General features: G+C 64.3%; 17 protein-coding genes. 9 read left to right on the top strand and 8 right to left on the bottom strand.

Features of this window, described 5'->3' with window-relative positions; all coding sequences use genetic code 11:
* The 5 genes from glk to QZ186_RS08340 all read left to right on the top strand — a co-directional run bounded on the left by glk (position 1) and on the right by QZ186_RS08340 (position 7,368).
* The gene (gene glk / locus QZ186_RS08360; protein WP_296416436.1) at positions 1–1,005 is read left to right on the top strand and encodes a glucokinase; all 1,005 of its coding nucleotides are present in this window, start codon (positions 1–3) and stop codon (positions 1,003–1,005) included.
* 31 nt (positions 1,006–1,036) lie between these two features.
* Positions 1,037–1,981 (top strand): homoserine kinase, encoded by a 945-nt coding sequence (gene thrB, locus QZ186_RS08355; RefSeq protein ID WP_247478072.1) that lies wholly within the window; start codon positions 1,037–1,039, stop codon positions 1,979–1,981.
* 154 nt (positions 1,982–2,135) lie between these two features.
* Positions 2,136–3,758 (top strand): NAD(P)H-quinone oxidoreductase subunit 4, encoded by a 1,623-nt coding sequence (locus tag QZ186_RS08350; RefSeq protein ID WP_010316748.1) that lies wholly within the window; start codon positions 2,136–2,138, stop codon positions 3,756–3,758.
* A 62-nt stretch (positions 3,759–3,820) separates the two neighbouring features.
* Entirely contained in the window at positions 3,821–5,941 is a 2,121-nt protein-coding gene (locus QZ186_RS08345; protein WP_296416435.1) for a M3 family metallopeptidase, read from the top strand.
* Positions 5,942–5,979: 38 nt separating this feature from the next.
* Complete coding sequence (locus QZ186_RS08340) at positions 5,980–7,368, top strand: hypothetical protein (RefSeq protein ID WP_296416433.1); 1,389 nt, start codon at positions 5,980–5,982, stop codon at positions 7,366–7,368.
* Here QZ186_RS08340 and QZ186_RS08335 read toward each other — a convergent pair.
* The 8 genes from QZ186_RS08335 to QZ186_RS08300 form a co-directional block, all read right to left on the bottom strand.
* Entirely contained in the window at positions 7,357–8,451 is a 1,095-nt protein-coding gene (locus QZ186_RS08335; RefSeq protein WP_296416431.1) for an alpha/beta hydrolase, read from the bottom strand. The two genes, QZ186_RS08340 and QZ186_RS08335, sit on opposite strands and share 12 nt — an antisense overlap.
* Positions 8,452–8,454: 3 nt before the next feature.
* Positions 8,455–9,000: a hypothetical protein gene (locus QZ186_RS08330; RefSeq protein ID WP_296416430.1), complete on the bottom strand. Its 546-nt coding sequence runs from the start codon at positions 8,998–9,000 to the stop codon at positions 8,455–8,457.
* Between the two features lie 19 nt (positions 9,001–9,019).
* Positions 9,020–9,724, bottom strand: a complete 705-nt coding sequence (locus QZ186_RS08325; RefSeq protein WP_296416429.1) for a DUF6629 family protein — start codon at positions 9,722–9,724, stop codon at positions 9,020–9,022.
* Between the two features lie 76 nt (positions 9,725–9,800).
* The gene (locus QZ186_RS08320; protein WP_247478052.1) at positions 9,801–10,400 is read right to left on the bottom strand and encodes an alpha/beta fold hydrolase; all 600 of its coding nucleotides are present in this window, start codon (positions 10,398–10,400) and stop codon (positions 9,801–9,803) included.
* A 3-nt stretch (positions 10,401–10,403) separates the two neighbouring features.
* Positions 10,404–10,775, bottom strand: coding sequence for a dihydroneopterin aldolase (gene folB / locus QZ186_RS08315; RefSeq protein WP_247478051.1), 372 nt, complete (start codon positions 10,773–10,775; stop codon positions 10,404–10,406).
* Positions 10,772–12,076, bottom strand: a complete 1,305-nt coding sequence (locus tag QZ186_RS08310; protein ID WP_296416428.1) for a glutamate-5-semialdehyde dehydrogenase — start codon at positions 12,074–12,076, stop codon at positions 10,772–10,774. Before QZ186_RS08310 ends, folB begins: the two co-directional genes overlap by 4 nt.
* Positions 12,077–12,115: 39 nt before the next feature.
* Positions 12,116–13,003, bottom strand: a complete 888-nt coding sequence (locus QZ186_RS08305) for an ROK family protein (RefSeq protein ID WP_296416427.1) — start codon at positions 13,001–13,003, stop codon at positions 12,116–12,118.
* Between the two features lie 11 nt (positions 13,004–13,014).
* Positions 13,015–17,229: a translocation/assembly module TamB domain-containing protein gene (locus QZ186_RS08300; RefSeq protein ID WP_296416426.1), complete on the bottom strand. Its 4,215-nt coding sequence runs from the start codon at positions 17,227–17,229 to the stop codon at positions 13,015–13,017.
* Between the two features lie 234 nt (positions 17,230–17,463).
* Between QZ186_RS08300 and QZ186_RS08295 the strand changes: the two genes are divergently transcribed.
* The 4 genes from QZ186_RS08295 to QZ186_RS08280 all read left to right on the top strand — a co-directional run.
* On the top strand, positions 17,464–17,937 hold the full coding sequence (locus tag QZ186_RS08295; protein WP_010316733.1) for a DUF2518 family protein: 474 nt from the start codon (positions 17,464–17,466) through the stop codon (positions 17,935–17,937).
* On the top strand, positions 17,934–18,338 hold the full coding sequence (locus QZ186_RS08290) for a DUF4332 domain-containing protein (protein WP_296416425.1): 405 nt from the start codon (positions 17,934–17,936) through the stop codon (positions 18,336–18,338). Before QZ186_RS08295 ends, QZ186_RS08290 begins: the two co-directional genes overlap by 4 nt.
* Before the next feature lie 61 nt (positions 18,339–18,399).
* Positions 18,400–18,684 carry a hypothetical protein gene (locus QZ186_RS08285; protein ID WP_296416423.1) on the top strand — a complete coding sequence of 95 codons (285 nt, stop codon included), beginning with the start codon at positions 18,400–18,402 and terminating at the stop codon, positions 18,682–18,684.
* On the top strand, positions 18,666–19,809 hold a 1,144-nt coding region (locus QZ186_RS08280; RefSeq protein WP_296416422.1), incomplete at its 3' end, for a CocE/NonD family hydrolase. The genes QZ186_RS08285 and QZ186_RS08280, both read left to right, overlap by 19 nt.

Here is a 19,809-nt window from a genome sequence, read left to right as displayed (position 1 = left end):
ATGACCACGCTTCTAGCCGGTGATATTGGCGGCACGAAGACCCTGCTGGGCCTCTACAGCGTCGAAGGAACGGCACTGATTCAGAAGGCCAGTCAACGTTTCGTCTCGGCCGATTGGGCTGATTTCTCGGCCCTGGTGAATCACTTCCTCGACGGGGAGGCGTCCTGCTTCGAGCGACCTCGCCAGGCCTGTTTCGCGATTGCGGGTCCGGTGCGCCAGGGCCGGGTGAAACTCACGAACCTGCCCTGGCTGCTGGATGAGGTGGAACTGGCCCGCGCCTGCCAGCTCGAGGTGCTCGAGCTGGTCAACGACTTTGCCGTTCTGATCTATGGGCTGCCTCACCTGCAGCCAGAGCAACAGACGACCCTGCGGCAGCCGGCTGCGGGCGGCGGCGACCCCAAGGCGCCGATCGCGATTCTTGGGGCCGGGACCGGTCTGGGGGTAGCGATCGGAGTGCCCACGGCAGGGGGCTTGCAGGCCATGGCCAGCGAGGCCTCCCATGGCGAATTCGCCCCCTGCAACGAGGAGCAGTGGCAACTGAAGACCTGGCTGATGGCCGAGTTCGGTCTGCCGCGCCTCTCGATTGAACGGGTGGTGAGCGGCACGGGACTGGGCGACGTGATGCGCTGGCGCCTGGCCACCCATCCCGACGGACGCAACCATGCCCTGATGAAGACGGCCGACACCGAGTTGCCTGCGGCGACCGCTGCGGCCGCAGCGGCTGGCGATCCCCTCGCCCGCAAAGCCCTGGATCTCTGGCTGGAGGCCTACGGAAGCTGCGCAGGGGATCTTGCCCTGCAAAGCCTTTGCTATGGCGGGCTTTGGCTGGGAGGTGGCACAGCGGGCAAGCTGCTCGATGAGTTGCGCTCAGAGCGCTTCCTTGGGGCCTTCTTGAACAAAGGACGGCTCAACGCCGTGGTGGAACAAATCCCTGTCCACGCCTTGATCGACAGCGAGACTGGACTCTTCAGTGCCGCTTGCCGGGCTCGGCTGTTGAACGCCTGAGTGGGACACTGACCCCAGCAGAACAGAGCGCATGGCCCGCCCCCGCATTGGACAGGGGGTTGTGGTGGATGTCCCCGCCACAACAGCCAACTTGGGTCCCGGCTTTGATTGCCTCGGAGCGGCCCTGGATCTGAACAACCGCTTCGAGATGCGCTGCATCGAAGGCAGTGGCGAGCGGTTTGAACTGGTGATCGAAGGCAGCGAGGGATCGCACCTGCGGGGCGGCCCGGACAACCTCGTCTACCGCGCAGCCCAGCGGGTCTGGAAAGAAGCAGGGGAAGAGCCGATTGCTGTCGAAGCGCGGGTCCGCCTGGCGGTTCCACCAGCACGGGGACTGGGAAGCAGCGCCACAGCCATCGTGGCTGGCCTGATGGGGGCCAACGCGCTGATCGGCGAGAAGCTCAGTCGCGAGAAGCTGCTGGAGCTGGCGATCGACATTGAGGGGCACCCGGACAACGTGGTTCCTTCACTGCTCGGTGGCCTCTGCCTGACCGCTCGAGCCGCCTCCCATCGCTGGCGCGTGGTGCGTTGCGAATGGGACCCGAAGGTGATGGTGGTGGTGGCCATCCCGGCCATTCGTCTGTCCACCAGCGAAGCCAGACGGGTCATGCCGAAGGCCATCTCCATTCCCGATGCCGTGACCAACCTCGGATGCCTGACCTTGCTGCTGCAGGGACTACGCACCGGGAATGGCGACCTGATCGCCGATGGGATGCACGACCGAATCCACGAGCCCTATCGCTGGGGCTTGATCCAAGGGGGCCAGGAGGTGCGCGAGGCCGCCATGGCAGCGGGGGCCTGGGGCTGCGTCATCAGCGGCGCCGGGCCGAGCATCCTGGCCCTCTGCCCTGAAGACTCGGCGGTGGCCGTCAGCAAAACCATGGTTCGGGCCTGGGAGGGTGCGGGGGTGGCCTCCCGCTCCCAGGTGCTGCAGCTCCACCAGGCTGGAAGCCGCTGGGAGCACCTGCCCTCCTAGGCCACTCAACCTGAGTAGAAATGCCTAGACCAGATCGGTCTCACTGGTAGATTTCTTCCTTGATAGGCACCTCCCGTAGGAGGAGGGTTGAGTCCCTAGAGGGCTGAACCCAGATACGGGACATCGCCCTCGATACCCAAAAGCCGTGCACGCGATGGACGCCAACCTGCCCCTGATGGCCGCGTCCGCTGCGATTCCCGGCTCCGCGTTTGGTGACTCCGCTCTCGCCCAGGGAATGCTGGCGGCGCCAACAACCTTTCCCTGGCTCAGCCTGATCGCTCTGCTTCCGATCGCGATCGCGCCGCTGGTGATGCTCCTGCCCGGTGATGGCACGGACCCCAAGCTCCCGCGAACGGTTGCGCTGACGACCCTGTTGGCTGACCTAGGGCTGATGCTCTACGTCTACAGCCAGCACTACGACGGCTCGATCGCGGGGCTGCAACTGGTTGAGCGTTTCGCCTGGGTTCCCGCCATCGGCCTGGAGTGGTCCCTCGCCACCGATGGACTCTCAGCCCCGCTGGTGGTTCTCTCTGGCTTGGTCACCCTGCTGTCGGTGGCCGCCAGCTGGAACATCAAGACCAAAACCAGGCTCTACTTCGCTTTGCTCCTGGTGCAGGCCTCTGCCCAGGCCTTGGTCTTCCTCTCCCAGGACTTCCTGCTCTTCTTCCTGGCCTGGGAGCTCGAATTGGTTCCTGTGTATCTGCTGATCGCCATCTGGGGCGGCCAGCAGCGTCAATATGCGGCCACCAAGTTCATCCTTTACACAGCGACGGCCTCGCTGTTGATCCTGTTGAGCGGCCTGGCCTTGGCTCTCAACGGTCCCTTCACCCTGAATCTGAGCGAACTGATTGCCCGCTCTCCAGGCGGCCTTTTCGGCCTGCTCTGTTACCTGGGATTCCTGGTGGGATTCGGCGTGAAACTGCCGATGTTCCCGCTCCACACCTGGCTTCCCGATGCCCACGGAGAAGCCAATGCACCGGTCTCGATGCTGCTGGCTGGGGTGCTGCTGAAGATGGGGGGCTACGCCCTGCTGCGCTTCAACGTGCAGATGTTGCCGGAGGCCCACCTGCAGCTGGCCCCCGCTCTGATCGTTCTGGGCATCGTCAACATCGTCTACGGCGCCCTCAACGCCCTGGCCCAGGACAACGTCAAACGGCGTATCGCCTGTAGCTCCGTCAGCCACATGGGCTTCGTGCTGCTCGGCATCGGTGCCATCGACAGCCTGGGGATGAGCGGAGCAATGCTGCAGATGATCAGCCACGGACTGATCGCCGCCGCGATGTTCTTCGTGACCGGCGTGTTCTACGAGCGGACCAAAACCCTCTCGATCCCCAACATGGGGGGATTGGCCAAGGTTCTGCCGATCACCTTCGCCTTTTTTGTCGCCAGCTCCCTGGCCTCCCTTGCCCTGCCTGGCATGAGTGGATTCGTCAGTGAAATCACCGTGTTCCTTGGCGTGACGAGCAATGACGGCTTCACCGTGGGCTTCCGGGTGATCGCCGTTGTCCTGGCGGCCATCGGTGTGGTGTTGACCCCGATCTACCTGTTGAGCCTCTGCCGCCGGGTGTTCTTTGGACCCCGGATCCCGGCGCTGGCGGTCCTCGGCGACATGAAGCCGAGGGAACTGGTCATTGGACTCACCCTGCTCGTCCCAACCCTCGTGATTGGCTTCTGGCCTCGAGTGGCGATTGATCTCTATGAGGCGACCACCACGGCCCTTGCCAACGACCTGGCGCAGCACGCCGTCGTGGCCCTTCGGCTACCCGCCCTCGGCTAATTCCCCGCAGCGTCAGTCCCTGAGCTGGAATGGGCCGAACAAGGCCCCTTGCCTCAGCCACGATGACTGTCAGCAGCGCTGCCAACGCTCAAGCGGAGATCCTGCGGGGCGAGGGCCTGCCGAACTTTGAGGCGATCACCCCAGAGGCCGTCAGCGAACACATCCCGGCGTTGATGCAGGCCCTGGAGAGCGAACTGGGGGACCTCGAGCAGTCCTTAGGCCAGAGACTCGAGCAAAACCAGACGCTGAGCTGGAACGACGTGATGGCTCCACTGCAGCGGCTGGGTGAGCGGCTGCGCTGGAGCTGGGGTGTCGTCAGTCACCTCAACGGGGTCTGCAACAGCCCAGAGCTGCGGGATGCCCATGCCAGCCAACAGGCCTCGGTTGTCCAATTCGGCAACCGTGCTGGCCAGAGCCAGGTGATCTATCGCGCCCTGCAGCAACTCGAGGCGGGTCGCTCTGGCCTGGATGGCACCCAACAACGGATTCTCGATGCCGAACTTCGGGATATGAAGCTGCGCGGGGTCGGCCTCAGTGGCGCCAGCAAAGAGGCCTTCAACAGTGCCAGTCAGAGCTTGGCGGAACTCTCGACCCGCTTCGGCAACCATGTGCTCGATGCCACGAACCACTGGACCCTGCGACTGACGGACGCCGCCGAGGTCGAAGGTCTACCGGCAAGCCTGCTGGGGCAGTTGGCCCAAGCGGCACGCCAGGCCGGCGACGAGGACGCCAGTGCTGAGCAAGGGCCGTGGCTGATGGGGCTGGACATGCCCCGCTACGTCCCCTTCATGAAGTACAGCCGCAGGCGTGATCTGCGCGAGAAGGTCTACAAGGCCCACGTCAGCCGTGCCTCAGGTCAAGACGGCAGTGACCTCAACAACTGGCCGCTGATCGAAGAGATCCTGACGCTGCGCAGACAACAGGCGGAGCGACTGGGGTTTGCCAACTGGGCGGAGTTGAGCATTGCCTCGAAGATGGCCGACTCAGAGCAGGCCGTGGAGTCGCTGCTGGAGGACCTGCGCGGCGCCGCCTACCCGATTGCCCAGCAGGAACTGCAGGCGCTTGCCAGCTGCGCCCAAGCCCACGGCGCCCCAGAAGCGACTGAGTTGCAGCCCTGGGACATCAGCTACTGGGCTGAGATCCTTCGCCAAGAGAGTTTTGAACTCGACAGCGAAGCCCTACGGCCCTGGTTCCCCCTACCGCAGGTGCTCGATGGGCTGTTTGCCCTGAGCGAGCGACTGTTTGGAATCCGGATCGAGGCGGCCGATGGGGAGGCGCCGATCTGGCATCCGGATGTGCGTTTCTTCCGCATCCTCGAGCAAGGCCAACCCGTGGCTGGCTTCTACCTCGATCCCTACAGCCGTCCGGGCAGCAAGCGTGGTGGCGCCTGGATGGATGAATGCCTGGTGCGCTCCAAGGGCACTGACGGCAGCGTGGTCCTGCCGGTGGCCTACTTGATCTGCAACCAGAGTGCGCCGGTCGGAGAGACGCCGAGCCTGATGACCTTTGACGAGGTCGAGACCCTCTTCCATGAGTTCGGCCATGGTCTGCAGCACATGCTCACGAGCGTGGAGCACCCCCAGGCGGCCGGCATCAATGGCGTCGAGTGGGATGCCGTTGAACTGCCCAGCCAGTTCATGGAGAACTGGTGCTACGACCGCGCCACCCTGATGGGGATGGCCCGTCACTGGCAAACGGGTGAGGCCCTACCCGAGAGCGAATTCTCCAAACTGCTGGCCGCACGAACCTTCATGGGCGGTTCAGCGACCCTGCGTCAGGTGCACTTCGCCCTGGTGGACCTGCGTCTGCACAGCCAGTGGACGCCGGAGTCCGGTGTGACACCGGAGGCCCTCCGAAGGGAGATCGCTACCACCACCTCAGTGCTGGCCCCCATCGACGAGGACGCCTTCCTCTGCTCCTTCGGACACATCTTCGCCGGCGGCTATGCGGCGGGGTACTACTCCTACAAGTGGGCCGAGGTGCTGAGTGCCGATGCCTTTGCAGCCTTTGAGGACGTCGGCCTGGAGAACGAAGACCAAATTCGCGAGACCGGTCGCCGCTTCCGCAACACGGTCCTGAGCCTTGGCGGCAGCCTGGACCCCAAGCAGGTGTTTGAGGCCTTCCGGGGGCGTCAACCCAGTAGCGATGCTCTGATTCGCCACTCCGGCCTGGTAGCCGTCTAAGTCCAGGGCCTACAGGATGGGGGGAGATGGGCCGCCCCATGGCTTCAGGCTCCCCCCTCGCCTCTATTGCCGATCCCCTGCAGCTGGATCCGGACTGGTCCTGCGGCGTTCCGCTGCTCGCCTTTGAAGACGCCCTGGATCAGAGCGTCTTTCGCTCAGGCTTAACCCGATCGGATTGGCTCAAACGCCTCGCCCACCAGCTCCACAAGCCACAGTTGCTGCCGCTGCTCTGGCTGTTGCCCAAGGGCTGGAAATTGGCTCCGGCGGATTTGCCCCAGCGCTTGCAGACCCTGGGCGGACTCGTGGAGCGCGAACTGCTCACTCCGGCCCTGCTTGGGGCGGTGGCCGATGCGCTGCCCCACTTCCTCAATGGGGAACACGCCGCTGCCATGGGCCGTTGGCGCGGGCAACAGGATGCCGAGCTGCCCAGCAGCTTGGAGCAGCTCCTTCGGCTCAATCCATCAAGCACTGATCCAACAGACCCTCAAGTAGGCAGCACAGAGGCCGAGCGCCTCAGCGGCGGGCTCATCTGGCATAACGCCGGACTGCACCATGAACAGTCCGCCAGCGAGCGAGAGCGCAACGCACTGGCCGCCCGCGTGCTCAATCGCCTCGCAGCCAACGCGCTGGAGCAGGATCAGTGGCAAATCGATGGAGCCAGCAGCTGCAGGGCCTGGTTCAGCCGGTTGCAGCAGGAGGGCTGGAGCCTTCAGGCCCAGCTGCGCGCCAGTGTGGCCAGCTTTGGACTTGGGGCAAGCCTGCCCAATCCAGAGGGGTGCAGCCAGGTGCCCTTGGCCCTCCCCATCCGCACTGGACTGCTTGGGGAGGGGGAGCAGGACATCCAGAGCTTGCTTCCCCACAGCTGTCTGGAGCTGGAATGGCGACGGGCCAACGATCTCATCCGCCTGCAGTACTACCAGGGCACCGAGGGGCTCTGCGGTTGGGAAGCCCTCAACGATCTCCATCGTCCCTGGCAGAACGACCGAGAGAATGGAACGATCCGCTACTTGGGGGAGCCGTTCTGCGCTGAACGTCTCCTCGAGGTGATGGATCTCTGCGACCTCATGGCCTTGATACACAACCAGCAGAGCGATGCCGATGCGCTCTGGCTTGGGGGATATGGGGCCTTGGGATTTTGCATCGATAGCTCTGCGGTGTTGCAACAGGCCATGGACGGACGCTGCGACCTCTTCCCCTGCCTGCTCGGGGCCATCTGGCGAGAACGACTCCTGCAGCGAGCCCGTGGACTGCAGCTACAGCACGAGTCACAGCACAGGGCCCGTGAGCGCTACTGCCGCGCCCTCACAGAGCTGCCCCACGATGGCTTTTGCTTTGCGGAGGGCAGCCGCGATGCCAAACGGCGCCTCAAAGCCTCACAACCCCAAAGCAGCCCATTCCGGTTGACCCAGCAGGCCCTAGTCCTCTGACTCAATCGCCTGGACGATCTGCTCAACGACGGCCTCGCGGTGCAATTCAGCAAACGGGCCACTCAAACCGTTGTGGTTCATGCCCTCAATCTCCCGCCGTTCAATGCGGGAGTGCTTCAGGGCTCGATTCCAATTCGACAGGGGGAGCAACGGTGATCGCCCCGGATAGGCAATGCGGCCAAAGGCCGCCACCGGGTCACGGCTCCCAATGATCATCGTGATTTTGGAGAGCTGGCTCAGCAGTTGATTGCCGCTGAACACGCCGCAGAAGCTGACGATGCTCACGGGAGCACGGCAAATGCGGCGGAGATATTCCGCGACGCCCATCGCCATCTCAGCACCACCGCTGTAGCCCACCAAAACGATGCGCTGGCCCTGATCAGGCCGAAACCCGACCTCCCCCAACCGCAACGCGATCTTGAGGGACAGCTCGTAATTCATGATCGGGCCGTAGCGGTGGTCCGAGGAAATCCCCACCTTGATCACGTTGTTGGCTTGAACCAAAACGGCAGCCAACAGCTGGATCCAGCCGTTGGGATGCTCCTCCTGCAGGGCAAACAAGCGACGCCAAAACCAGGCACTGCCGAGGTCTTGAGCGAGGGCCACGGGCAGAACGGTGTAGGCCTCTAAGCCCTTCACCAACCGGGTGGAGTGGTTGAGCTGCTGATCCAGCAATTGCAGAAAGGCCGAGACCCGCGGCGGATGATCGCGCTCCAGTTGGTGAATCCCATCGAGATACACCACAAAACAGCGATGCTCAGCCGCCGCAGGGGACGTGGGGAACAGGGCGGTGGGATCCGGGAGCCCCTCCAACCAGCCCTCCCAAAAGGCAAATTGCGTGACCAGGGAATAGATGCCAGCCGTCGGAATCAAGACCAACAGCAGCAAGCCAGACCAACGCAAGAGCAGGTTGATGTCGGCCCAATCAAAGACCGAGCGCAGGGCCAAAAGCACATGGCCCACACCAAACCAACTCACCCCCAGCCCCAAGGCGAGCACCAGCACAATGAAAGCGAGCCTCGAGCGAGTGCTGTGTTGCTGGGCTTGGATCGCCGCCTGCTGAGCGGGGGATGACCGGTTCATCACTCAAGCCCCATGGGCATCGGACAGTTGGGAGGCCAGGGTGCTGTATCCCGCCTGCCAGCTCTGGCGGAACAACAACCAGACAAGCAACACGGCAACGGCATAGCCAGGAGTCGCCAGCAGCAAGGCCTCGCCGTAGGGCAGAGCGAAGCGCACATGCAACAACGACACCACGTTGAGGTGCATCAGCACCCAAATCGCAAAGCCGATGGTTTCACCGACATAGGGCGCAGCAACCAGCAAATAAAAGACCGCCGGCAGCAAACACACAGCCACCCCATCAATAAAGGCACTGGGGTGGACTGGAACACTGGCTCTTGTGGCCAGCAGAACCATGTCAATGGTGCTGCTTAAGAGGAAAGCCACCGAAAGCATCAGGCCATCAAGAATCAGATGGATGATGATTTGGCGGCGGTTGAGGCGATTGGCCAGGAGAGAAAAGACATGGGAGAGGGACATCGACAGTCCCACCACGAGCAACAAACCAAGGCCCACATCGGTTTGAACGAGCCAAGTACCGAGAGCGTCGAGTACTGCTTGGACTCCCATGCTTCAACTCCCCCGTCAACTAGCGGCCGGATGCAGCACGCAAGGCCGGCCGGTTCACAATCCAGATGACGTAGATGGAAAGAACAGCGCAATAGAAGCACCAGACCGAATTAAACGTGGCGCTATAGGTCAACCAGGTCAGGAAGATCGAGACAAAGATCAGGACCCCAAACAATTTGACGGCCTTATCAGAGAGGGCAATCAAGGGGAGAACAATGAAGCCCCAATACGCCAGCTCACCCACGGGCTCCGTGTTGACGAAGTTATGGATAATGCTGTGCAGATTGGAGACGTCATAGAGCAGACGACCGTTGCTGTGGACCGCAGGCTGCAGAGCGGGAGGGTTAAACAACACGGGCAAGTAGAAGGCAATGCCCAAGACCGTTGCCACAATCGCGACCCAGCGCAGCCGTTGTTGCAGCCCCTTGGAATCCGTCGATCGACTGATGGACCAGGCGCTCCAGGGAATCCAGATCATCCAGAAGCAGTAGGCGAAAAAGAGGAAGCCCAGCCCCGCCAGGGTGCTCAGCGGCTCCACTCCGCCTTGGTCAATCGCGGTCCACTCCAGACCCTCAACAAACTGTTGGACCCCAAAGAAAAAGGGCACCAGCGCCAGTGGGATGTAATCCCGTTTTCCTGTCTTTTGTGCAACGTGGGTGCTGTAGAGCCCCAACGGCATCAAAACCGCCGATGCCGTGAAACTGGCGGAGGCTGAAAAGCACATAGGGGGCCTTCAAACTTTGCCTACCCATAGACACGCTTCCCTCGAGCGACAACGGCCGTGATGGGAAATGTTGTGGCTAAGGCGCCAGCAATTCCTCAGCCAATGTTGCGATCGCCCGTGGATTCACGATGAGTTGCCGGTGGGTCCAAACGGGCAGGGCCTGCCGCGGCCCCTGGGGCAGAACCGCCCGCCAACCAGGAAACACCGTGATGTCCGTGCGGCTGTACAAACTGACGCACTGCAAGCCATCCAAGTGATGCTTCCCCGCATCGAGATCCCGCAGGAGTGCGCTGCCGATCTTCATGTCAGCAATGCCTGCCAAGGGCCAGCGAGGAACCAACTGCGCCGTCAATGTTCCCTGCTGTGGACTGCCTAAACAGACCAGACGGCGCGTTCGCCGAACCCCGTCCCACTCCTGCAGCCAGGTGCGCGCAATCACACCACCCATGGAGAACCCGAAGAGATCCAGCTCTCTCTCAGCGCCAAAGCGCCCTTGAATCAAGCGATCCAATTGCGCGGCGAGCTGACGAATGGGCGTGGCGCCCAGGCGATGGGGCAAGTGGGGTGCAAAGAGCTCCAGGTCTGGCTGACGCTCCAGCAGCGCCTGCTCGAGCCGGCGAAACAAACGGGGGGTGTCCCACAACCCATGCAGCAGCACCAGAGGACGCTTGGTCATCGGTCAGGCGGACTGGTGCCGGCTGCGCTGCACGCCAACCGTGCCACCAAATCCAGGGACAGGTGCCTGGCATTTGCGCAGTTCGATCGCCATCGGCACCGGGCCGTAGAGGTCCTCGAGCAGATCCAGGATCAGGCCGCTCCAATGCTCCAAGGTCTGACAACGCAGCTGCCTGGCCTGGCGCTGCAGGGCCTGAATGGCACGGCTGTAATCCAGGGTCGCGGTCACATCGTCACGGGCGGCGGCGTCACTGAGATCCCAACGGAGCTCGATGTCGAGTTCAAACCACTGACCGAATTCCCGCTCATGGGGCAGCACGCCCACGTGGGCCCAAAGGCGCAGGTCCCGCACCACGATCCGATCGCTACCGCTCACAGGGGGCAATCGCGATGGCTGAAACTGCGGGCGCCGGAGGCGTAGTCAGCGGCGATGTGCCCGTCACCACGCAACAGGTAGCGATAGGTCACCAGCCCCTCCAAGCCAACGGGGCCACGGGGCGGCAGGGTTTGGGTACTGATGCCGACCTCGGCGCCAAAGCCGTAGCGGAAGCCATCGGCAAAGCGCGTGGAGCAGTTGTGATAGACCCCAGCGCTATCCACACTTCGCAGGAACGTCTCCGCCGTTGCGCCATTGGTGGTGCAAATGCACTCGGTGTGCCGTGAGCCGTGGCGGGCGATGTGATCCAGGGCCTGCTGCAGGTCATCCACGACGCGGACCGAGAGGATCAAATCGGAGTACTCCGTCCGCCAGTCCGACTCCTCGGCTGCTGTTGAAACCCCCAAAGCCTGGCTGGCGGCATCTCCGCGCAACTCCACACCAGCCTCGGCAAAGGCCGGCAGGGCCTGCTCGAGGAACGCCGCGGCGCTGCTGCGGTGAATCAGCAGGGTCTCGATCGCATTGCAGGCGGCCGGGTACTGGGTTTTGGCGTCCAGGGCAATTCGAATCGCCTGGGGAACATCAACCTCCTGGTCGACATACAAGTGACAGACCCCATCGGCATGGCCCAGGACAGGAATGCGGGTGTTGTCCTGAATGAAGCGCACCAGTTCGTTGGACCCCCGGGGAATGATCAGATCCACCAGGCCATCGAGCTTGAGCAAGGCCAAGCTTTCCTCACGGGACGTCAGCAGCTCCAGGGCCTGAGGGGCGACCGCCGAGGCCGCCAATCCGCTGCGAAGGGCGGAGAGGATCGCCGTGCAACTGCGGTTGGCTTCCCTGCCGCCCTTGAGGATGGCGCCATTGCCGGAGCGAATGGCCAACGAGGCGATCTGCATCACCGCATCGGGGCGGGCTTCAAAGATCACCCCCAGGACCCCCAAGGGAACACTGAGGCGCTCGAGCACCAAGCCGGAATCGAGCTCCCGGTGCATCTGGCGCACGCCGACGGGATCCGGCAGCTGGGCCACCTGACGTACCCCTTCGATCGCGCCGGCCAGCTTGTTCGCATCCAGCTTCAGCCTGGCCACCAGGGAGGGCGCCAGGTCAGCGGCTGCCGCGGCCTCGAGATCAGCGGCATTGGCCGCGACGATCGCGCTGGCCTCAGCCTCGAGGGCATCGGCCATCGCCAGGACGGCCTGCCGTCGCTCTTGATCACTGCAACGCCCCAGGGCCATCGCAGCGGTTCGAACGCCACCAGCGCGCTGCAGCAGTTCAGGCGATGGATCGGGAACGTTCACACACTTCTGGGGCTCGAGTGAGCATCATCCCAGCCGGGCTCAATCATTCAGCCGTTCCAGAGCCAAGCGCGCGGCCCCCAGTCGCCCGGCCCCGTTGCCAAGGGCAGCACAGCGGATCTCCAGGCCCAGGCGGCTTTCGGCCTGGACCCGCTGCTCCACCTCCGCCAGGGCATGGGGCAAAAAATGGGCGCTGGCGGCACTCAAACCACCTCCGATCAGCACCAACTGGGGCGTGAGGACATAGATCAAGGAACTCAAGCCGACCCCAAGCCAACGGCCGTACTCCCGCCAGGCCTCCAAGGCCTGCAGGTCGCCCGCGCGGGCCAGCCGATCCAGGGTTTGGGGGTCCTGATCCAACAGCCGGCGCAGGCCAGCAATGCTGCAGTACTGCTCCAGGGAGCCACGGTTGCCGCTGTTGCAGGCGGGGCCATCGGGGTTGACGCTGATCAGTCCCGGTTCAGCGGCGGCTCCGCCTTGACCCGTGAAGAGCTGACCATTGAGCAGCACTCCTCCACCCACGCCGGTCCCCAAGGTGAGCAGCAAGACATCGCGGTAGCCGACCGCAGCACCCCGCCAGGCCTCACCCATCAGGGCGCAGTTCCCATCGTTGGCGAGGGTCACCCGCCGGCCGAGTTGCGGCTCAAGCCATTCCGCCAAGGGCACCTGCTGCCAACCCGGCAGGTTGATGCAGACCCGAGCCACCCGGGCCGCCGCATCCATCGGTCCAGGCAAACCAATGCCCACCCTCGAGGCCCGTCGATCGGGATCGAGGGCAGCGACCGCATCGACGATTGCCGTCACCACTCCGCCGGGCATGGCCGGCTGCGGCGTGGGGCATTCCAACTCGGCCAGCAGCTCACCGCCGCTGGAGAAGCGGCCCAGCTTGATGGCCGTCCCTCCCACATCCACTCCGATCAGTTCGCTCATTGGGATGGCCGCTAGAAACGGAAGAAGACCTGCATCTGGGTCTGCCAACGGGCCTCCGCATCGATGGAGGTCTGAAGTCCCAACCAGGGCTTGGCCTGGTAGCCGAGGGTGACCTGGGGCGGGATGTCGCTGCGGTTGGGAGCAGCCAGCACAGAGGCGTTGAAACGCTCACTCACATCCAAGCCGATGTCGGTGACGGGAACCAGCTGCGATGGCACCTGACCGGAGCGGTTGGATTCGGCGTCGTAGTTCGTCGGTAAGACGTAGGCCGGATAGATCGCGAAGGTGAGCCGCTGGCCCAGCAATTCCGTCAGGCTGCCCACCAAAGGGGAGAGCAAGGACTGTCCAACCACGGTGGCGACGGCTGCTCCAGCGTTGCCACCGACCAGACCCACCAGGGAATTGCCGCCAATCAAGGCCAGCAACCGATCCTCAGGTAATGGCGGGGTACTGGAGAGGCGAATGTTGTCGACCAACTGGTCCGCAGGCCCCGTGACTTCGAGCCGCACCCGCACCAGTTGCAGCTGATCAAAGCTGTTGGGGGTCAAGGAGGCGTTGTTGAAGGAGCCATTGGTGCTCCAGTCGTAGATGGTGGAGCGATTGCTGCCATCGCCAAAGGCCGAGAGGGTGTCGGACACCCGCGTGCGCAAGACGATGTCCACGTAGGGAATCAGGCCCAGGCTGGGGGTGAAGACCGCCACGTTGGGGGCGTCGGGATCGAGGCTGAAGGTGGTGGTGAACAGCCCCAGGCGACCCCGCAGCAGCCGTACGACGCCACTGATCTGAATCTTGGGGTCGAGGGGGCCATTGAGGGTCAACAAACCACCCACACCAAAGTTCAGGACGTTGGGGACTTCCACCCGCAGATCGCGGCCAAAGCGCAAGCGGAAGCGCTCAAAGCTGACGGAGCCCAAGTTGGGCAGGGCGGCCCGCAGGTCTTGGCTGCTGGAGCTCTCCAACTGACGCCCCATGACGAGCAGGGGTTTGTTGAAGTCCCACTTGGACTCCAGCAGGGCAGGAACGGTGGTGGGCTTACTGGGGGCGTCTTCCGTGGCGAGCTCACCGGGCTGAACGTTGATCGCCCCGCGGCTCAGGGCGAGCTCACCGCCCAGAACGGGGCGCAGCAGGCTGCCGCCGATCTCGACGGTTCCGTCGGCGACGGCGGCCATCCGCGCCAGCTTGAACGGGGCTTGCTTAACAGTGAGATTCAGACGGCGTGCTGGCGCACCCTCACCCGAGGCAAAGAGGTTGAGATCTCCGCTACCACTGAGCTGCCCCTTGTCGCCGACGCGAGCGCTCAGGCTTTGCATCTCCAGGGAACTGAAGTCGAACAGCAGGACCGCATCGAGATCGCGGACCGTCTGATCAGCCAGCTGCATCACCCCATTGCTGAAGCGCAAAAACCCGTTCGCCACAGGCTGGAGCAAGGAGCCACGCACCAGGAGTTCCAGGTCGGCGCTGCCCTGCTTCCACTGCACCGCCGAACCCGAGAGGGCCGTGAGAAAGCGCAGACCATCACCGCGGCTACCAATCCGCAATTCGAGGGCATCCGATGACGCCGAGAGTGGAACCGTGCCACGCACATCCACGACCTCAGAGGAACCACCACCGCGCAAGACCCAATCGAGGGCGAGTTCGTTGTTCTGCAACGTCACCTCGCCGCGCTCGAGGGCCAAGCGCTCTCCATTGAGGGAGGCGTTCTGCAGGGCCAAATTCAGTTCAAAAGCTGGACGCTGCTTGGGGCCTCCGAGGCGATAGGAACCGCGACTGGAAAGCGATCCCCGGAGACCCTCTGGAACCGGCGCGACCAATGCCAGCAGTGCCAGTGGCAGATGGGCCAGCTCAAACTCCCCCCCTTGGTTGAGGGGCCCATGGAGACGCACAACCGTCGGCTGATCCGTAAGCGCTAGATCGCGATCCGTCCCCTGAAGCCACAGGTGTCCTTGGGCCGCGAGGTCGACAAACAAACGGTCAGCGGATGGCCCCCTCAAGGTGAAGTCGGCATCCAACACCCCCCGCAGGTCCTGCAGTGCGGCTTTGGTTTGCGCCGATTGGGCCCGCTGGCGCTGACGCTGGGCTTGGGCCAGGGCCGTGAGCTGATCCGCCAGGGACAGGCCCTGGGTGTTGAACACCAGCGTGCCCAAATCAAAGGCACGACCACTTGGCGTCGGAGGGAGTCCCCCCCAATGGGGGACAGCGGCCAGCAGCTCCTGCAGGGTTTGCGATTGGAGTTGGCGAGCCTCCAACCGCAGCCAGAGGGGGCCGGCCTGTTGGCCTTTGAGCTGAATGCCAACCGTTCCGTAGCCAAGGGCCGTCCATTGGCCATCCAGGCTGAAGCGACCCTGGCGAAGCGCAGCCTTGGCTTGCAGGGAGCGACCGAACAATCCAAGCAACTGCGGTTGATCAACCCGGAGCTGACCATCGAGGGAGAGGGGCTTCATGGCGAGGGCCCCTTGCCCGCTCAAATAACCGGACAACGGTTGGGGGGCGGCCGCTGGCCAAAGGGCCAGGTCAAAGCCAGAGAGGGGGAAACGCTCGGCACTCCAGCGGTAGCGCTGGTTGCCCGCCGTCAGGGCGAACGCCCCGCCCGCCCTCTTGAGGCTGAGGGAGCTGAGCTGCCAGCCGGGGGTCAGCCGTGCCTGCAACACTCCAGGAACGGCGCTGTTTTCGACTTGCAGCCGCAGGGACAAGCCCTGGAAGGTCCCAACCCAGTTCTCATCAAGACCAAGCGGACCGAGCCCAGGCGCCTCCGCCTGAAGAGTGAGGTCGGGTCTAAGGCGTTGCAGGGAACCGCGGAGTGCCCCCGAGGCACTGAGTTGTCCCCGCAGCTCTGTCCCCAGCAACGCAGAGAGGCGCTCAAGGGGAAAGCGCCGAAGGTCAATCTCCAGGCCCATCGGCGTGCGCCCAAGCGGCAGCGGCCCCTGGGCCGTCAGATAGGGCGACTCGAAGCGCTCCAACCGCAGGGCCGAGGGGCGCCAGATCAGCTGGGAGCGAACCGAACCCAGCAGCGGGTTGCGCTGTTGCTCGAGCTCAAGGCTCAGTTGGGGCTTGCTCCAGGGGCCCAGTTGCTTGAGCACAAGCTGCAGGTCCGGACGCGAGCCAAGGACAGGGCCCCAGGCCTTCTGCTGACGCGGTCCCAGGCTGAGTGTCCGACTGCGGAGCTGGAGGTTGGGCCAAAGCTGACCGCTCGCCACCAGCTCACCGCCACCCTGGCGAAGCAGCAACCGCTTCAGCTCAGCGCTTAGGCCTGCTTGGTTGCGCAGGAGAGCCTGGGCCTTCAACACCAAGGGCTGAGGGGGTTGCTTGGCTAGGGCCACACCGGCCAGCTGACCATCGAGTTGGAGCTGGAGCTCAGCCAGCGGCCCAGCGAGCGCGGCGCTGAAGCGGTGGCCCGCCTTGGGCTCACGGGCCTGGAGTTGAAGCTGAAGCTGGTTGGACCGTGCCCCCACCAGGGGAAACTCACCCTGCAGCTGGCCGCGCCAACCACTCCAGCGCAGGGGGGAAGAGGCCAGGCGCAGTCCTTGAGGACTGCAGCGCAGGTCCAAGCGAGCGGAGGTCAAGGGCTCCATTGCCCCCCCTGGCGCCCAGCGCAGATCGGTCAGATCCAGCTGTCCCTGACAGCGATTCGTTGAGGCGGTGCGCTCCAGGCGCAGCCGGCCATTGAGCCCGCCCCTGACATCGGCTTTGACCTCACCCGGAAGGAACGGCAAGAGGGAGGCGAGCTTCAGCGCCTGGGGCTGGAGCTGCAACTGCAGCCGTTGGCGTTGCCAGTCATTGCGGACCTCAACGCGAAGCTGCCCCGCCTCACGGCTGCGCAGCTGAGTGTTGGTATCCAGACGCCGCCGGCGCAAATCAACCGACAGGGATCCCTCCAGCGCCAGGGACGTCGGCTCACCCTTCGCCCCGTGAATGCGCACCTGGGCGGGGCCGCCGCTCAAGCCATAACGCAGTGTCAGTGGGGGCGGTTGTCCCCCCGCAGGCACACGCCCCAGTTGCCAGAAGGAACCTTGGCTGTTGCGCCGCAGGTCAACGCGGGCACGATCAATTTGAAACTGCAACACCCAGCTGCGGGTCAGCAGGCTGCGCAGGGGGTCCAGGGAGACCGAAACCGCCTGGGCCTCGATCGTGGATGGGTTGTCGAGCCCCGGCTTGAAGCGACTGGCGCCGGCCGCCAGACCGAGGGGCCGCAATCCGCGATAGGGACCGAGCTCCAGGGGATGACCCATGGAGCGACTGGCGAGGAACTCGAGCCAGGGCTTTCGCAGGCCGTACTGCCAGGCCGCGACTCGATCGAGGCCAAACCAAGTCAGCGCGATCCCCGCGGCCGCCAGCAGGGCAGGCAGGGAAGAGGCCGCGGGGCCGCGCGTTCTGGGATTCCTTCGGCGGCGCGCTGGGCCCGTGGGTCTCGGGGGCTGAGAAGGCCGCAATATAAGAGTGTTTCTTGATCCAGAACATTCCCCATGCGCGCCGATCCCCTCTTGCTCACGGCTGGCGAATGGCTGGGGATTGCCGCTGGTGGACTGCTGCTGATCACCGTGGTGGCCTTTCTGGCGCGCTGGGGCTTCCGCTTCCGCTTGGTGGGCGTCACGAGCTTCACCGTCCTCCTCTCGCTGTCCTGCCTGGCCTTTGCCGTGAGCTACGCCCCAAGGCTGGTGGTGGAGGGTGCCGTCAGTGTCCCGGTGGTCTTCGACAACGGCTCTGATCTCGTCGTGGCGGCCGCACCAGCGGACCTCGCTGCCGAGACCTTTGGACCCAGCGTGGAACAGGTCGCCCGCAACCTGCGCGGCAGCGGCCGCAAGGACCCCACCGTTGAAGTCCGCCTCCGCCGGGTCGAACCCCAAGGCGATGGCGTTGATCGCCCCGTGGTGCTGGCCACCGCCGTTCGCGATTGGGCCACGGGCGACGTGACAGTGAGCGTCAACGCCAAGCGGTGAGCGAAGGCAGCCCCTATCCGCTTCCCTCCCATTTCGCCAGGGAGCAGGCTGTCCTGATCGAAGCCGGCATCCAAAGCTGGCCAGCGATTGCAGCCCTCTCCGATCGGGAGCTCGATCAGCTCTCCAGACGGGGTGGGGCGCTGGAACGCCAGCTGCGCAAACTGCGCGGTCAGGCCCAGCTGGTGGTGGAGCTCGATCTTGAGCCCTACCAAGCGGCCCTCCTGCTCTACGCGGGGATCGCCAGTCGTCAGGGCCTAGCGGCGGCATCGCCCCAGCAGCTCTTGACCCAGCTGGGCCGCCTCGAGCGCTCGCTGACCGGGATGGCCCCGGCACGCATCACACCCGCCCTGATTCGAACTTGGATCAAACGGGCGCAGGCGGCCAGTCGCTCGACGAAGTGACCCCTAGCGCGCAGCGCTGTAGCACAGGCGACCTCAAATAGATCCATCGGGAGTCCTTTCAGTGACACGCCTCCGCCTTTGCGGCCTGTCCCTGGCCGCTGCAACCCTCTGTTTCATCCAGGCCGCTCCGGCGCTGGCGGACTCTGCGCTGCTGGAGTCGGTCAAGCAGAACCCCCAGAAAGCCAAGGCCCTCTGCGCAGAACTGCAGGGTCTCAACGCCAAGGGCATCTCCTACAACTCCCCTGAAGCGACAGCCCTGGTCGCGAAGCAGCAGGGTCTGAACACCACCGACGCCGAAATCCTCTCCACCTATGTGGTGGGCCTGTATTGCCCGAAAGTCCGGTGATCCAAGAGCAGCTGCGCTGCTCTGACGGCACTGCCCTGAAGTCGACCCTATGGAAGCCAGAGGGCCAAGGTCCCTGGCCCTGCCTGTTGATGCGTCAGCCCTATGGGCGGGCGATCGCGTCAACCGTCACCTACGCCCACCCCAGTTGGTACGCCAAGGGGGGCTTCGCCGTTCTCGTCCAAGACGTCCGCGGCCGCGGCGATTCGGAGGGGGAGTTCCTCGGCTTCCAGCAGGAGGCCAGTGACAGCACCGCAACCCTGCGCTGGATCCGCCAACAGCCCTGGTGCAACGGAAAGGTAGGGACCTACGGCTTCTCCTACCAAGGACTCAGCCAGCTGCTGGTCTCGGGTTCGGAGCATCTGCCGGATGCCCTGGCACCGGCCATGTGCGGCCTGGATGAACGGCTGCATTGGGCCAGCGAGGGGGGCTGTCATTGGTGGGCCCTGGGTTTGGGCTGGGCGCTGCAGCTCGCCGCCCAACGCTGCCAGCGTCAGGGGGATGGGCAAGGGTGGATCGAGATCCGCCGCAGCCTCGAGAACGGCTCCTTTCTGCATGACGGCCTGGCCTTGCTGGAGCGCTTCGACCCGATGGGCATGGGGCTGCGCTGGCTGAACAGCGACCCAGAGCGGCCAGAAGGATGGATTCGATACGAGCCGCCCGAGGAGCTCTGGCAGCGGCCGATGCTCTTGATTGGCGGGTGGCATGACCCCCACCTGAGGGGTGTGCTGGATCTTTGGAGACGTTCCACGGCTGCCGGCGGATCCAGCCTGCTGCGCATTGGCGCCTGGAGTCACCTCAACTGGCAGGGGGGACTGGATCAGCTGCAGCTGGAGTTTTTCCAGGAGCATCTCTGTGGACGTGGCCCAGCCGAGCCGTTGCCTGCCACCCAGCTGATGGAGATGGGCTCCGGTGCATGGCAGCAGCGCTCACCACGGGAGTGCAGCCGCCAACGCTGGTCCCTCGCCAGCAACGGCCTCGCAGCTGAAGGGCAACTCTGCCAGGACTCCACTCCCTCTTCGGAGGTGGTGATCGTGCATGACCCATGGCGCGCCATGGGCGGCCGCGGAGGACACCTCGGACTGGATGCGGGCCCGGTCGATCGACGCGATCTGGATGGACGCACCG

It is taken from the genome of Vulcanococcus sp. DEBay_Sum29NL08_54 (assembly GCF_017859255.1).
Classification (GTDB): domain Bacteria; phylum Cyanobacteriota; class Cyanobacteriia; order PCC-6307; family Cyanobiaceae; genus Vulcanococcus.
Note: the sequence above shows the minus strand (reverse complement) of the source record. Positions and strands in the feature narration are given on the sequence as shown.